General features: G+C 39.3%; 14 protein-coding genes. 10 read left to right on the top strand and 4 right to left on the bottom strand.

What is annotated here, in order from left to right:
• Positions 1–5 precede the first annotated feature (5 nt).
• A complete protein-coding gene (locus tag H6G05_RS15800) occupies positions 6–227 on the bottom strand; it encodes a hypothetical protein (protein WP_190579206.1) in 222 nt (73 codons plus the stop codon).
• Positions 228–640: 413 nt separating this feature from the next.
• Between H6G05_RS15800 and H6G05_RS15795 the strand changes: the two genes are divergently transcribed.
• From H6G05_RS15795 to H6G05_RS25870, 3 genes are all read left to right on the top strand, one after another.
• A complete protein-coding gene (locus tag H6G05_RS15795) occupies positions 641–3,550 on the top strand; it encodes a COG1470 family protein (RefSeq protein ID WP_190579204.1) in 2,910 nt (969 codons plus the stop codon).
• 92 nt (positions 3,551–3,642) lie between these two features.
• Positions 3,643–3,951 carry a hypothetical protein gene (locus tag H6G05_RS15790; protein ID WP_190579202.1) on the top strand — a complete coding sequence of 103 codons (309 nt, stop codon included), beginning with the start codon at positions 3,643–3,645 and terminating at the stop codon, positions 3,949–3,951.
• Between the two features lie 17 nt (positions 3,952–3,968).
• A complete protein-coding gene (locus tag H6G05_RS25870; RefSeq protein ID WP_322096377.1) occupies positions 3,969–4,085 on the top strand; it encodes a DUF6760 family protein in 117 nt (38 codons plus the stop codon).
• Here H6G05_RS25870 and H6G05_RS15785 read toward each other — a convergent pair.
• From H6G05_RS15785 to H6G05_RS15775, 3 genes are all read right to left on the bottom strand, one after another.
• A complete protein-coding gene (locus H6G05_RS15785) occupies positions 4,082–4,537 on the bottom strand; it encodes a pentapeptide repeat-containing protein (RefSeq protein WP_190579199.1) in 456 nt (151 codons plus the stop codon). The genes H6G05_RS25870 and H6G05_RS15785 overlap by 4 nt on opposite strands.
• A gap of 110 nt (positions 4,538–4,647) precedes the next feature.
• On the bottom strand, positions 4,648–5,931 hold the full coding sequence (locus tag H6G05_RS15780; RefSeq protein ID WP_242025569.1) for a CBS domain-containing protein: 1,284 nt from the start codon (positions 5,929–5,931) through the stop codon (positions 4,648–4,650).
• 273 nt (positions 5,932–6,204) lie between these two features.
• Positions 6,205–6,591, bottom strand: a complete 387-nt coding sequence (locus H6G05_RS15775; protein ID WP_190579197.1) for a recombinase family protein — start codon at positions 6,589–6,591, stop codon at positions 6,205–6,207.
• 186 nt (positions 6,592–6,777) lie between these two features.
• On the opposite strand from H6G05_RS15775, the gene H6G05_RS15770 reads away from it, so the two are divergent.
• The 7 genes from H6G05_RS15770 to H6G05_RS15740 all read left to right on the top strand — a co-directional run bounded on the left by H6G05_RS15770 (position 6,778) and on the right by H6G05_RS15740 (position 16,223).
• Complete coding sequence (locus H6G05_RS15770) at positions 6,778–7,101, top strand: thioredoxin family protein (RefSeq protein ID WP_190579195.1); 324 nt, start codon at positions 6,778–6,780, stop codon at positions 7,099–7,101.
• A gap of 179 nt (positions 7,102–7,280) precedes the next feature.
• Positions 7,281–8,408: a PAS domain S-box protein gene (locus tag H6G05_RS15765; RefSeq protein WP_190579193.1), complete on the top strand. Its 1,128-nt coding sequence runs from the start codon at positions 7,281–7,283 to the stop codon at positions 8,406–8,408.
• A 214-nt stretch (positions 8,409–8,622) separates the two neighbouring features.
• Positions 8,623–11,979, top strand: a complete 3,357-nt coding sequence (locus H6G05_RS15760; RefSeq protein WP_190579191.1) for a DEAD/DEAH box helicase — start codon at positions 8,623–8,625, stop codon at positions 11,977–11,979.
• Positions 11,980–12,043: 64 nt separating this feature from the next.
• The gene (locus H6G05_RS15755) at positions 12,044–13,171 is read left to right on the top strand and encodes a DUF262 domain-containing protein (protein WP_190579189.1); all 1,128 of its coding nucleotides are present in this window, start codon (positions 12,044–12,046) and stop codon (positions 13,169–13,171) included.
• Positions 13,168–14,469: a DUF3696 domain-containing protein gene (locus H6G05_RS15750; RefSeq protein WP_190579187.1), complete on the top strand. Its 1,302-nt coding sequence runs from the start codon at positions 13,168–13,170 to the stop codon at positions 14,467–14,469. The genes H6G05_RS15755 and H6G05_RS15750 overlap by 4 nt, the downstream gene beginning before the upstream one ends.
• Positions 14,470–14,471: 2 nt before the next feature.
• Positions 14,472–15,323, top strand: coding sequence for a hypothetical protein (locus H6G05_RS25055; protein ID WP_199310587.1), 852 nt, complete (start codon positions 14,472–14,474; stop codon positions 15,321–15,323).
• A 60-nt stretch (positions 15,324–15,383) separates the two neighbouring features.
• On the top strand, positions 15,384–16,223 hold the full coding sequence (locus H6G05_RS15740; protein WP_190579185.1) for an SWIM zinc finger family protein: 840 nt from the start codon (positions 15,384–15,386) through the stop codon (positions 16,221–16,223).
• Positions 16,224–16,381: the final 158 nt, after the last annotated feature.

Below are 16,381 nucleotides of genomic sequence, written 5' to 3'. Positions count from 1 at the left end.
ACTTCTTAAGTTACCGTTTTGATGATTTGCTCCAGATAGGTTTCCGCCTCGTTAACTGGTAGCAAAATCGCCTCTCCCTGTCGCAAAATCTCATATTTACCCCCATGAAATCCATGCCCAGCAATTAAGCCCATGGAGACGGCAAGGTTTCCCAATTCTGTGAGCTTATTGACACTCATCGTCTCCATTTCCAGATTTAGGCGTTGTCTAGTTTCATCTTCATTCATGATTGTTACTACTCAGTGGCAAGATTTCTGGTTGCTTAATTTAATGAAAAGACTTTTTTATACATAGATTGTCAGCAAATCACGATCTTCCACATCATAATCTTCTGGCAAATTATGGCTTTGTTTAAGGGTAAATGGTTATATCATTTTTGCATATCACCTCCCATCCAGCAATTCTCATTATAAAAATCGGTTTTTTGAGAGCCCGCCGTTGGCGGGCTTTCAAAAAACCGATTTTGGCATTTCCAGCGCCTTCGGCGCTGGAAATGCCAAAATCGGTTTCATACTGAGAATTGCTGCCTCCCATCAATTTGACCTAATTTGACAATTTGTCATTACTTAAACTTTTCAGAATGCATTGGGTTGTATCCTTAATATAACCACTGTCCTATTCATAAAAGATCCTGCACAATATGAGGAGTGAACCAACCATATTTGCCTCAAACGCCGATAACAGCGCCACCGAGCAGAACGCAGGAATGAATATGGTGGATATATTGACCCTATCCACGCGGCAACAACAAATTATTAATTGGATTATGCGCCAACGCCAGTCCACGTTGGAAGCGATCGCTGCTTATATTGAAGCGGAAATAGAAGAGACCCGTGCTGAGGTTACAGATTTAATCAGCCAAGGCTTTGTTGAAGCACGCCAGATACAGGGTATTACCTACTACGAAATTGATTTTCGTCGTCAACAAAGTAACGAAACCTTAGAATCAATGTCATCGGTCTCATCGGCAGTCCGACCGTTGTCAATTATTCTCAACCCATCAGGGACAGTATCAATTACTACAGGCGAAAGTTTTGAGTTGTGTGTCACAGTCACCAATCAAGGCGATCGCAGTGCTGTAATCAGTGTGGCGCTTGATCAAGACTCTAGCTCGATTTATCCTTGGTGTGCTTTTCCGTCAGAGAGCTTGGCTCTGAGTGTGGGGCAAAGCTGCGAAGTCGTATTCCTGATTCAAGTACCACCGACGACTTTCCCCGATGAACATAACTACACCTTAATTATTGATGCGCCTCAGCATTATCCAGAACATACCCCAATCCAGTACAAGGGTAAGGTTATTGTTCTCCCTTCAATCCAAGAAGTAGTAAGAGTCAATGATCCTACTTTTGTCACTCTGCCGCGCACCTCATCTGACAATCCCCATCCGATGCGATCGGGTGAGATCTGGCAAGTTCTCATTTCCGTCTCTAATCGTTCCGAACGAGTCGATCGCTTTCGGGTTACAGTTCCCGATCTCGATCCGAAATGGGTCTCAATTTACTATCCCGAAGGCTTAGCGCTTGTGGGTGTGGTCGAAGCCGCAGAAGGTTTACCACTTAATCCTGATACCCAAGGACAAGTCACGATAATTTTCAAGCCGCCCTTAGATGTTTGGGCGGGAATTTATGCACCAACAATTCGCGTTCATTCAGATAACAATCCTGACTTAACCTTATTAGATATTGCTTATTTTGAGATTCTGCCAACCTATCAACTAGATATTCAACTAGTGACATTGCTGACTAGGGTAGCCAAACGACCTTCCCTTTATGAAATGCGCTTCAAAAGTAATGGCAACATTGCTCGTGAATTAATACTTAGAACTAGTAACCCTGAACAAGATGGATTGTTGCTCTATACCTTGTCCAATGAAGAAATTAAAATTTCTCCCTATGGAACGGCAAGGATCAACATCGAAGTCGAACCTACGAAGAAATGTAAGCCACGTTTTTTAAGCGATCGCTATCTAAATTTCATCATCGAAGTGGAAGATAAGCAAGGCGCACTACTGGCTAATGATCGCTATCTTGGTAATTTATTGCTGCCAGCCCGTCCTTGGTGGCAATTTGTTTTACTGATTATTGGTATTTTGGGTTTAATTGGAACCATTATCTTTTTGATTTGGTGGTTCTTCTTCAGACCACCCGATGTGCCGCAGGCGATTGAGTTCACATCCGAGGCATCCACCTATAGAGAAGTTTCTAATGAAGCAATTCGCTTACGTTGGCGAATCACCTATCCTGAGTTGTTACGAGAAATCAGAGTGGAGGGACTTTCAACTGATGAGAAACTCCTCAGTCAGCCTGTAGTTTATAACTTTAGCAAGGGGATTCCTCCAGAATTAAAAGACTATTGTGTGATTGATCGCGAATTATTGTGTCAAAACGTGCCAACCGATGCGCGTAAGCCTAGTGAGTATATTTTTCAGATGAATCTATCATCGAAAAATCCGAAAACACGCACTATTCCCTTGGTTAAAACCACCAAGATTTTAGTAGAGCCAGTTCCACAGGCTGAGATTTTGGAGTTTGCCTCAACTAAGCCTCTCTACACAGAATCCAAGCCAGTTTTACCAACCATTGCACCTGCGCCTGTCCAAGCTGCTCCATCGGGAATTGTTCCTGCGGTTCCTGCAACTCCTGCCCCAACCGAGCCTAAACCTGAAAATGTTGCTAAAACTCCTAATTTTACAGAGCCAAGTTCGATCGCGATCGCTTTGGAAAAACAGGTGTTTTTTACAGCCGTGGGGATAGCTCAAGGTGCTGCCAAACCAAGAATAGTGAGACCTAAGCCCGATCTTGATAACGAAGTTCGACTCAATTGGAGCATATCTAACACTAGCCAAGTTAGGGAATTAACCCTTGTGGGCAGATCCCCTGAAGGTGAAGTCAAGAGTCCACCATTGCGTTTTGTATTCACTGAGGGCTTACCGCGATCGCTACGTCCCTACTGCACTATTTCCAATGATCAAATGATTTGTAAAAATGTGCCAACTGAAGCCAAGGCTTCAGGTAATTACATTTTCGAGTTAGCGATCGTGCCGAGCAAGCCACCCGTTGATCCTAAGGCAGTTCCAGTTACTAAAAAAACTGAGATTACCAAAATCGCACCATATCCCGCCAAGATTCTCGAACTGAAGGTAAATGGACAGGATGCATTACCCCAATATTCCTTCAATCTCAATCCCGATATTCCCACCATTCTCACTTTATCTTGGAAAATCGAAGCTTCGGCTGCGGCAAAAATCGATCTGCTTCCTGCTCCTGGAAATGTTGCTGCTGTGGGACAGTTAGCCTTGCCTTTAAGTCCCAAGTCCGCAGAAGTAACCTATATCTTAAGAGTTACCAATCCTGATGGACAGATGATTATGCGCTCCTTCATTATCCAAACGATCGCGCCACCACCTGCTCCTAAGCCTGAAGAAACTCCTCCGATCGCTTTGCCTCCCGATGTTCCTGAGATTGACTCTCCGTTAATTCCAAACACATCACCAAATCAGCGATCTGGCGGTATCCTCACCCCTTCGGAGGTTCCACCAAGCCAAAAATAAAATACCTTCCCCCTTACAAAGGAAGAAAACCTCACCCCCTGCCCCCTCTCCTTGCAAAGGAGAGGGGAGAAGAAAACCTACTGAAATTAATTATGATCGTTGAAGAATTTGACTTTACGTTGCCCAAAGGGTTAATTGATGCTAACGGAGAAGTGCATAATCAGGGCAAAATGAAACTGTTGACTGCCAAAGATGAGATGATCGTTCAGGATTTGTCTAGACGTAATCCCGATACTGATCTTGTCTTTTTATTGTTGGTGCAAGCGATCGCTAAATTAGGTACTTTAAATAGAGTTACAGCCCAACAACTAGAGCAACTATTTTTGCCAGACTTTCTCTATTTACAAAATCTATTTGGAAGTTTACAACCCCAGAACTTAAATACAGCGGGGGAGTTATAGGCTACCCTTCGGAACGGTTGTACGAGGAGGTAGCCTTCATTGCTTTTTACTTCCATTGGTCGAGGGATGACGTTCTCAACCTCACCCATGCCGAACGCTTGCGTTGGGTCAGTGAGATTATGCGCCTACGCTAATCACCTGACAATCGACAATCGCGATTATTCAGCTTACCGTCCGACATAATCGTGCGACAAAAGATGCTTTTTTGAGAATTAATATCTTTTAATAAAGCCGCATTAAACTTGGCTCCCCGCAAGTCTGCGCCTCGAAAGTCCACATTCTCTAAGTCAGCATTAGTGAAGTTTGCCCAGCGCAGATTTGCGTCCTGAAAGTTGGCATCCTTTAAATAAGCACCGATCAAATTTGCGCCAATCAAATTAGCCTTACGCAAATCGGCAGCCCGCATTTTTGCTAAGCTCAGATTTGCACCGTTAAGTTTAGCCTCAGAGAGATTAGCATTACTTAACTCACATTCTGGGCAAGCTCTAGTTTTTAGCAATTGGCTAACAGGATCAGCGATCGCTGCTTGAGCTAATGAAAAATATAGGGGCAAGGCGATCGCGCCCAATAAAAAGTAGTTATACATTGGCATTCCTACATAGTCTAGGATTCTGCAATTTAATAGGGAACGGATTTTTGATAGTGCGGCTTTGTTGCGCCATCAAAAATTTGGTTCCTTGTTTTACGGCGGAGTCTCTAAAACAATATACTAGATTGTAAAGGAGGAAAATTCTTTTCATTTTCTTTTTCGGGGATAGCAGTCAAAGATGATGGTTTCAAAGGTTGGAGATCATCTAGAACTGCATTAAGTTGCGATCGCATTTCTTCATTTGATAAATCAAAATTATTGATCAACTGTTGAATCGTTGTATAGACACGAGCTATTACTGAATCGGTACGATCCATTGAACTCACAACAGGCGTACTAGACAGAGATTTTGATTGGTTGTTAACGATAGGCGCAACTGTTTCAGTAGATTCTGGAGATTCGGTCTGTAGTTGTTGAATTGTCTTTTGCATATTCTCAATTACGCCGTACATTTCCATCGGGTCAAATATCTTTAATAAACTCGTTTGGGTAACGATTCCTAAGCTTTGTCCCCAATTCCATGAGACGACCATTCGACCGACTCGACGTTTTTTCATTTCTTGATGGGCTGTCCACAATGAATCTTCGGGACTGAGTAAAAACAGTGGCGAACTCATCACCGTTTGCGCCTGTGTAGTGGCTAGATTAATTTGAAATGCGTGGAACTGGACAATATCTCGCTCAGTAACAATTCCCACAGGACGTTGATTATCTTCTTCATCGGTCTGAGTGATGACCACACAGCTAACGCGATGCTTTGACATTAAATAGGCTAGATCTAAAACTGGAGTATCTATAGATGTATAGATTACCTGAGTAGTCATTACATCGGCTACACGCCGAAAGCGAAGAAGATTGGCAGGACGAAGAATATGCTGAATGCCCTCATGGGAAATCACGCCGATCAAATCTCCTTGATCATCTACTAGAGGCAAATGTCGAATTTGGTAACGGCGAAATAAAAATAATGCAGCAAATATATCTCCTACGGATCGTTGTGGCATTGTGACTATTGGTGTGGTCATGAAGTCCCCAACCGTAGCATTTTGAAAGTCAACTTCTTGGGCAGTCAGTCTCACTACGTCTCGTGCCGTTAAAATGCCAACTAAATCCTGATCTTGCTTAACCAAAACGCAACTTGTTCTGACCTCAAGTTGGGTTAACTGAGAACATGAATTTAATAGGTCAGATTGGGATTCGGAAATATCTGAATTAAGTAGAGAACAACTAGGATAATGTGCTTGACTAATCATCGTGATCGCATCAACTAGAAGTGTCTGTGGTGTCACGATCAAAGGAGAATATTCAATTACGCTAGTTAAACTAGGAATCCAATCAAGGGGAGTGTCGAATTGCATGGTCAAATTAATTGCGATCGGATCGGCTGTCAAATAAGTAGCTATGTATACGCCTAAAAAAATCTAGATTTCTGTGTAACGTTGACACAGGGATAGTTTGGGGGCTTTAACCATGCTGAGGTCATTGTTTATATAGCGTTTTTCGAGCAAGAGAGGTACAAAGGTTTGTTTCCCCGCCTTCGGAGGGAAAACAAACCCTTACTTCATTAGACTGATAAACGCTATATTGAATTTAAGCCTGTCTCGGTATATTATACACAGATGTTACAATAAAACTGGCAAGCTTGCACCTGCGTATAGTTTATACTATGATAGTGGTAAATCGATGTTTGACTGACAGGATTGTTTATCAGTTTGAGTTGAGACTTCAGAAATTCTGGAGGTTTTTCCATAAAGTCGATCTAAAACTCGCTTTACAGAAATCCGCTTCCATGTTTGTCCTCGTTTAGTGGTGTAGCCCTGTTGGTTTAACCAGTCAGCGATCTTCTGTAATGACTTGCCTGATTTGTGGTGGCGGCGAATTAGTTCAACTACTTGAACCTCTTCAGGATCTTCCACCAACTCTCCATCCAGCGATCGTTGGCCAAAAGCAGGCGAACCATAACCTGCATATCCCCCTGATGCAGCCTTAGCGCGTCTACCACGTTCTAGTCTTTCCCAAACAGACAGTCCTTCTAACCCGTTTTCTGTCATGGCTATAAAAATCAAATAATTAAAATAAATTTATTGCACTCATGAAAATGTGACAATACTGAATAATGCCATCTAAAGCTTCTATTCCCCCTTTGAGACCTTAGTTTAACCCACTTTCTGACACAATATTAACCTGTCTTAATCTATCTTTCCTCTAAAAATAATAAAAAGCAATAAAAATAAATTATGAGTACAGCAGTTTTTATCCAAGACCAAACTGAATTTGAAACCTTACGTGCAAATACCTCTCTGCTTGTCGTGGACTGTACGGCAACTTGGTGTGGTCCTTGCAAGGTCATTGCTCCATTTATCGATCAACTTGCTGCGAATTATAGCGATCGCGCGCAAGTCATGAAATTAGACATTGATGGAAATAAACCCTTAGCTAAGGAATTTGGACTGAAGAGCATCCCCGCTGTCCTATTCTTTAAAAATGGAGAATTGGTGGAGACGATGATTGGAGTCAAGACCTATGATGAGTTTAGTAAAACCTTAGATAAATATCTATAATTTGACTCTCCGTCAATATCGTAATCCTAAATGAGTTGTGAGAAGCTAAGGCTCATCAGCAAGAGAATTGAGCGTCCTGCCACTTCTTACAAATGATTTAGGATTACCACTTGTCTAAAATCCTTTACATTATCTGTGCTTTTTTCTGAGTTGTCTCCATACTAAATTTGCGAATCTCTATGATCACGACCCTTTTGATAGTTGATGATTCTGAAATAGATCGGCGTAAATATTGTTGCTATCTCAATAGTGAACGTCCTCATACTTATCTAATATTAGAAACAGATAACTTAGAGAAGGCAAAAGAGATATGTGCAGAAAAAAGAACTGATGCGATTTTGCTTGGCTTGTCATTAACCGATGATAGTAGTCTAGACTTTCTCAACTGGATGAAGCAACAGGGACAAATAGCTCTATTGCCGACTCTTTTGTTGACAAAACAAATTGATGAATATACTGCGGCTCAAGCCTCCAAAAATGGTATTCAAGACTATTTGATCAAGGAATACTTGACTTCGCAACGATTAGTCCAATCCCTTGATCATTTATTTGAGAGAATCCGCTTAATTAATACAATTTCTGATGCACTAAGTTTACGTAAGAGAGCAGAAGAACTCATCGCCGAAGGTTGCGAGAAATTTTATAATTTTTTAGAGTGTTCAAATGATTTAATTTGGTCAATTAATTTAGAAGGTAACTTTATTTATCTTTCGCCTCAATTTCAAGAACTATTTGGTTGGGAACCTGCTGACTGGATTGGTAAATCGATGATTGATCTTATTCATTTAGGCGATCGCCTCCGCTTTAAAAAAAGTATTGAGCGAGTTCTTGATCCCAGTAAAAAAAGAGATTTACCCATCAAGTTTCGCCATTACAAAAGCGATGGTAGTTGTATTTGGGTATCCTCTAACGTCAATCCTGCTAGGAATTCACTCGGAGATGTGATTGGTATACAGGGAGTGCTGAGGGATATTAGCGATCGCGTGGCTTTAGCCTATGCCATTAGAGACCGCAAACTTGCCAAGGTCAGACTTCATGAGTTTAATAAGACTTTATCAAATGTTCATCAAGAATTAGCTCAGTCCCAGTGGGCTAAAGATGAGTTTCTTGCCACCATGAGCTATGAACTTCGTACTTCACTGAGCGTTATTTTAGGACTAGTAGAAAATTTACAGGAGGAGGTATATGGCTCCCTCAATCAAAAACAGATTAAAGCATTACAAACGATTGAACATGGAGAAAACCATCTATTGAAACTAATTAATGACATTTTAGATTTCTCTAAGGCTGATGTTGGATATTTGTAGAAGTCATATAGCAATACAAGAGATAGCTAAAACCCAAAAGATGAGTGGCGGCGCTTTGCGCCGCCACTCATCTTTTGGGTTTTATGTCCTAAGCAAATCTTACATTGCTATACATTTGGCTATAACACTTTACGCTAAAACCAGAATCAAGATATTCTTTAAAAACACCGCAAAGCATCTCTTTTAAAGAATTCTAGGTTTTTGTGATAGCAATATGAAAATTCTGCATGGCACTTGGATTGATGATCATGGTAATGACTTTATCCAGACTGGCAATTTTTATATTTGGGTAGAGACCACTGAACCGAAGGCGATCGCCACAAACAAGCGTAAATCATCCAAAACGGTACTAGCATCTGAAGCGATCGCCAAACATCCTGCGAGTTTAGGTGAAACAGACTTAAAGTTGTTTCTCTATAAAGATCTAGCTATCAAGGATGATCTTCTAGAGGAGCCAAGTAATAAAAGATATGAAAAGGAAAAGATTATCTTTCCAAAATATTTCCTATTGCCTACTAGCGATAATCAACCATTACCATCTCTAGAATCAGCACGATATTTAGAAATCGATAGTCCTGAAGATTTTGAGTTACAGTATTGGCAAATTGATTGTTATCAGGTAACTGCCTCCGTCAAAGTTGATGGTTATAGATATCGTCGAGCGATTAATGTTGTCAAATTGCTGAATGATTTACATTTCATTGCGATCAATAATCTTGCGGAAGTACAGCTAGGCTCTGATTTACTATTTTGGTATCACTACACCCAAGCCTTTAAGCAGATTATTCTCAAGGATCAATATATTCCTGCCTTTAAGTATCGAGAACTTGAGGTTAAAGCTACTAAAGCAACTAAAACTTCTACAAAGTCTAAAAAAGGAGTAAGTCAAGCACCAAAATTTGAGATTTATCCAGCTTGGGAGATCGTTTCTGAGAAATATGAAGAAGAACTAGATCAATATGTGGAATATATGCCCCTAGCCTGTGTGGCAGGGTTTAGTGAAGTTGTGGGACATCTATTGTTTAGCGATCGCCGCACCCTGTTACAGCATTTCTCAGAATCATTGCTGCATAATATCGTTACTCATACTCCATCAACTGCCCAATTTGATAAGCAAGTATTTGATTCTTTATTACACAGAGGGTTGGATTTTTCTGATGATCGCTTTGGCGATTCGATGATTGCTGGTGATGCAGCATTAGAAGAGTATCAACAATGGCAAGCATGGCGACAAAAAATTGTTCGCACCCAATCGGATACTGCTTTTTATCTCTGCTTTCAACTCCAAGCACCTGTAAAAGAGCAAGAGCCTTGGCAACTGGTATTTCAAGTTGCACCTAAACAAGATCCATCGCTGAAATTGCCACTAGCCGATTATTGGACAATGACGGCGGCGAAAAAGAAAGCAATGGAAAAGCAATTTGGTAAAGAGTTTGAGCAGAATCTCTTATTAAACCTTGGTTATGCTGCCAGAATCTATAATCCAGTTTGGCAAGGCTTAGAAACCGATCGCCCTATCGGTCTAAGTCTTAATCTTGACCAAGCCTTTGATTTTCTGAAGGAATCGGCTTGGGTTTTAGAGGATGCTGGATACAAAGTCGTTGTCCCTGCTTGGTGGACACCTGCGGGACGACGCAAGGCAAAAATCAAACTCAAAGGTTCTGGCAAAAGTGCGGCAAGCTCTAAAACTCAAGCTAAGAGTTACTTTGGTTTCGATCAATTAGTGGAATATCAATACGAATTAGCGATCGGTGACGAAAGCATCTCCGCAAAGGAATGGGAACAGCTAGTCAATGCGAAAACACCGTTAGTCAAGTTTCGTGGTGAATGGATCGAACTCGATCGCGACAAAATGCAGGAGATGCTCACCTTCTGGCAAAAACAGGGACAAGGCACATCGGCAATGAGTTTGATTGACCTGATGAAGTTAACTGCCACTGATCCTGATTGGGAAGTTGATCGCAACAGCACCCTTGCGGAGATGCTGGAAAAGTTGCAAGACAAGCAGCAATTTGAACCCATCGAAAATCCACCACAACTAAAGGGAACTTTGCGCGAATATCAAAAACGCGGCGTAGCATGGCTGCAATATTTAGAAAATCTGGGCTTAAATGGTTGCCTAGCAGATGACATGGGCTTGGGTAAAACAGTGCAGATTATCGCTAGATTGGTGAATGAACGTGCTGCAATTGCAGAAATCTCTGAACCGACTAAAGCTAAAAAATCAACCAAAACAACAAAATCTAAAAAAGTTCTTCCTGCCTTTGAATCGGCAAATGAGATCCCGCCCACGTTACTGATTGCCCCCACATCCGTTGTTGGTAATTGGCAAAAGGAAATCGAGAAGTTTGCGCCACATTTACGAGCGATCGTCCATCACGGTAGCGATCGCCTGCAAGATACTGCTGCTTTTCAAGAGATCTATCAAACCCATGATTTGATCATTACTTCCTTCACGCTCATTCGCAAAGATGAAGCTCTATTTAGTTCCGTCAACTGGCATCGAATCGTGATTGATGAAGCCCAAAATATCAAAAATCCCAAAGCAGCCCAAACTAAAGCAATCCTCAAGTTAGAGTCAAAACATCGCCTTGCCCTCACAGGTACACCCGTTGAGAATCGCCTATTAGATTTATGGTCTATTTTCAACTTCCTCAATCCCAACTACTTGGGTAAAGAAGCACAATTTAAAAAATCTTTTGAAACGCCAATTCAAAAGAATAATGATCAAATTCAAGCAGGGGTATTAAAGAAACTAGTCGAGCCATTTATTTTGCGGCGAGTCAAAACTGATCAATCGATCATTAAAGATCTGCCCGATAAAATCGAACAAAAGCTCTATACCAACCTCACCAAGGAGCAAGCCTCCCTCTATGAAGTAGTAGTTAGGGATGTGGAAAAACAACTCAATGAAGTAGAAGGTATTCAGCGTAAGGGATTAATTCTCTCGACATTGCTGAAGCTTAAGCAAATTTGCAATCATCCCCGTCAGTTTTTGCAAGATGGTAGCGACTTTACAACCGAGCGATCGCATAAGCTTAGCCGTTTGTCCGAGATGATGGAAGAAGTAATTTCCGAAGGAGAAAGCATCTTAATCTTTACTCAATTCACAGAAATCGGTGATGCTCTAGAAAAATACGTTCGTCAAAAGCTGCATTACAACACTTACTATATTCACGGTGGCACAAATCGCGATAAACGCGAACGGATGATTACGGAGTTCCAAGATCCTGAAACTGAGCCTTCGGTATTCATTCTTTCGCTCAAGGCTGGCGGTGTCGGCATTACGCTCACCAAGGCAAACCACGTCTTCCACTTCGATCGCTGGTGGAATCCCGCCGTTGAAGACCAAGCCACTGATCGCGCATTTCGGATTGGGCAGAAGAAAAATGTCTTTGTCCATAAATTCATCACCATTGGCTCCCTAGAGGAACGCATCGATCAAATGATTGAGGACAAAAAGAAACTCGCGGGTGCGATCGTCGGTGCGGATGAGTCTTGGCTCACGGAGCTAGACAACGATAAGTTTAAGCAGCTTATTGCTTTGAATAAGAGCGCAATTATGGATTAAAAGGCTTATCTAAACCTATAAGCTATAATGCAAAAACCATACAGATTAAAATCTTGGGATGTATATGATTACAACAATAGAAAAAAGTGATTTTATAAATGAAATAATAGAAACAGATGATGACACCTTGGAAGAAGATCAAGGTGAAGAAGGGCTATATCCTTACGATCCTACTGAAGCAGATATTGATATTCGTGAAGATCCTCAAACTGTTTTCGAGTTGATGCGAAAATACGATAATGGTAAGTTAATTATTGAACCTGATTTCCAGCGTAATCTTGTTTGGGAACGAACTCAACAAAGTAAGTTTATTGAGTCAGTTATTTTAAATTTCCCCATACCACCTTTTTATGTTAATCAAACAAGAGAGGGGAAATATATAGTTGTCGATGGACTACAACGCACTAGTACTTTACATGAGTTTGTAAACAATGGATTTAAGCTTCAAGGATTAGAGGTGCTTGAAAAGTTAAATGGTTATAATTTCTCTGACCTCAAAAATTTATCTGGTGACTATCAAACAAAAATTGAAAATAAAAAGCTTAACCTTTATGTGATTAGACCGTCGGTTCCTGTAAAGGTAGTTTATGATATTTTTAATAGGATTAATACAGGTGGAACGAATCTACAACGTCAAGAAGTACGAAATTGTATATTTTCGGGTAAATCCACACAGTTACTTAAAGAATTAGCTGAATCAGATTATTTTAAAATTGCGATTAATCAAGGTATTTCACAAAAGAGAATGAAAGATAGGGAAGCAGTTTTAAGATATTTAGCTTTTAGGATTTTTGACTATGCAAAAGATTATCAAGGTGATATGAGCAATTTCCTAGAAACTACAATGAAAAAGATAAATACGATGAAGTCATCAGAAATTGAATCTTTAAAAGATGATTTTCAAAGAGTTATGAATATTACTTATGAATTCTTTGGCAAGAAAAATTTCCGTTTGCCTACGAATCAAACTAGAGGTAGAATTAGCATTGCAATTCTTGAGTCAGTGGCTTATTTCTTTTCTATTAAAGACGATTCATTTTTAAAACAAAATAAAATCCAAATTATCGCTAATTTTGAAAGGCTTATCATAAATTTAGATTATTTAGATGCTGTGAAAAATGCTACTAGTAGTAAGGCTAAAGTTATTGGTAGATTTAACCTAGCTCAAGAAATTTTAGGAGGTGTGGAATGATAACTCAAATAGAGATAGAAAATTTCAAATGCTTTAAAAATAGAGTGTCTTTTCCTTTAGGAAATTTAACTTTATTAACAGGAGTTAATGGCAGAGGTAAATCAACTTTACTGCAATCTTTACTGTTAATGAAACAATCTATTGAACACAATCAGAAGACAGGTCAAATACTTTTTAATGGTAGTTGTATTAACTTAAACAGTTTTGATGATATTCATAATAGAGATACATCAAGAGATGATTCTATTTTCTTTAAATATTACTTTGATTGTTTTATGTCTAAAGGATACATTGAATATTCACTGTCTGAGCAACAATCAGACGATATGATTGCTCAAATAACTCAACTAACTTTATTTAATGAATTATTTAATAAAGACGATTATAAATCTGATAGTAGTACTTATCCTTCACTTACTCATGATATTGAAAGAATTTATTTCTTGTTAAGTATAAAAGACAATATTTTTCATCATTTTTCAATTTCTGGTCATAATATTTTGACTGGTTTAATTAATTTAGTACCTGCTAAGTTTATATGTGATGATGCTGGAATCGGTACTGTGGAATATGATTCACCTTTTGAAAATTCCATAAATCTTGATAGAATTCATTATATTTCTGCCGATCGCATTGGACCAAAAGACTTTTATCTTAAATCAACTCTAGATAAATTCCCAAATGTAGGTGCAAGAGGTGAATTTACCGCTAACTTACTTTATAAGAAACAGGACGAATTAGTTGATGATAGACTCTGCTTAGGTGAAGATGCTAAAAACCTAATTACACAGACGGAAGCGTGGTTAAGTAAGATTTTTGGTGGCGCTAAACTTGAAATACCCAGTTCACAAAGTAGTATTCTGGAACTGCTATTTAATACAAGTGCCTCAAAGGATCGCTTTAAGCCAGCAAACGTAGGATTTGGATTCCATAGCGTTCTGCCAATTATCGTTTCAGGATTAATTGCCAAAGAAGGTGAAATATTAATCGTTGAAAACCCCGAAATACATCTACATCCAAGAGCGCAATCTGAGTTAACTAAATTCCTTGCTAAAGTTAGTAGTTGTGGAGTACAAGTTTTAGTTGAGTCTCACAGTGATCATATTTTAAATGGTTTACGCATAGCAGTACTTGACAAAATAATTGATTCAGAATATCTAAGTATTCTATATTTTCAAAAAGATTTAGATAATCCAGTTGTGCAAATAACCGTACAATCTGATGGTGGTATCGAAGAATGGCCAGATGATTTCTTTGATCAGACATCCAAAGATTTTGAAAGGCTTTTTGGTATTTAAATATGGAAATATTTATTAATGAAGTTTCATTGGAAGGACAATATACTAGCGAATCGGAGTTTGTTAGGGCAGTCAAAGATTTTATTGAGATATTTAAGCTGTTAAGTAAAAAGACAAATAATAAACAAATTTATAAAGATAGTAAGTTACTTGTTAACTATAAAGCTGTTAGAGAATCAAATTTTAGTGCTAGCCTTAATCTAATCAAAGACAAATCTGTAAAGCAAAATTTTGTAGATATAGTCTTTAATAAACAAAATCCTCAAGAATGGCGGAAAGAGCAGTTACATTGTCCTGATGACTTATTTGATTACTTGAATAACGAAATATCTAAAAACGTAACTGACACATCTTTAGCAGAAGTTTCAGAAAGATCTCTAAGGAATAAAGACTCAATTTATTTAGTCATAAATTTTAAAAGTTCAACTTTTAACTTATTGCATCCAGATATTAAAGAATGCTGCACAATTCCAATCATAAAAAATAATGACGAAACACAGCCTATTAAATTAGATGGAATTGATAGCCATTCAGCACTACAAAATTGGCTAGAAGTAAAATTAAGCTTAAGCAGAATAGAATACGATTTTTTGTCAAGATATCCACCCAAAGATCAACAAACAATATTGAGAGATACTCAGAGATTTCAAAAAACACAAAATCTTTACGATGGAAGAAGTGTTTATCGCGAAGTGCAAAGTGATCGGTACTGGTATGTGGACAATTTTCATTATGGTCAAGCATCACATATTGAGGTTTTTAATGCCCAAGGAGACCATATTGGTGAATCTGATTTAGATGGCAATATTGATGAGACAAAAAAAGATTCAAATAAAATGATTGATTTATCTTAGTTTGCTGTCAAGCGCATATAGAAGCTGAACCTTCAAAATAAAACTTTAGGAGTTAAAACAATGGCAAAACACAGTCGGACATGGTGGGGTCAAAAATTTATTAGCGCCATCGAATCTTTCACCGATTCAGGTAGACTCCAGCGTGGACGAGCCTATTCTGGAGACAGTCGCATTCTCCATTTTACTATTACCAAAGGACTCGCCACCGCCACTATTCGCGGTAACGTCAATCCTTACTTTGGAGTCTATAAAGAGCCACTCTATGGGACTGAAGTAAAAATGACAGCGATCGCAGCTAAAGACTGGACAAAAATTATTGCCAATATGTCCTCCAAGGCAAGCGTAGTCGCCCGACTATTGCTCAATGAAGTTCCTGAAAATATTGAAGATAGCTTTACCGCTGTTGGCAAACATCTACTACCCTATAGCCGCAAAGATTTTCATACCGAATGCTCCTGTCCCGACTATTCCAATCCTTGCAAACATATCGCAGGGCTATGTTACCGACTTGCTGGCGAACTCGATCAAGATCCATTTCTACTATTCGAGATGCGCGGCATATCTAAAGAAGATTTGCAAACAGAACTAATCAAATCGCCCCTCGGTAAAGCCCTCGCATCAGAATTAGGCGATCGCACCCTTGCGCCAGAATTAGCAACTTCTTATTTCACGAAGCCGCAAACTGTAGCGATCAAAGAAACTCCTACGCTCAAACAATTTTGGCAGGGACAAAAGCGCCTACCACAATCAATTCCTTTTGCTGCTCCCGCTAGCGTGTCAGCGATCGTCATCAAAAAACAAGGCGACAATCCGCCCTTCTGGAAAAAGGATAGCTCTTTTATTGAAACGATGGAAACACTTTATGATCGCGTAAAAAATAAGAACACAGCACTGTTATAGCAATAAAAAAGTTTAAATTTAAACTTTTTTATTAACTACTTAACATCACATCCTAGGCTTAGTACAGGACAAAAAGTTGCAAAAGTAGGCAGGAAGGGGTTTTATAAAAGATAACCACATCACAAATAAAACCCCTATGAAAGAGATTAACCTATTTC

Source organism: Phormidium tenue FACHB-1050 (assembly GCF_014696925.1).
Taxonomy (GTDB): domain Bacteria; phylum Cyanobacteriota; class Cyanobacteriia; order Pseudanabaenales; family Pseudanabaenaceae; genus Pseudanabaena.
Note: the sequence above shows the minus strand (reverse complement) of the source record. Positions and strands in the feature narration are given on the sequence as shown.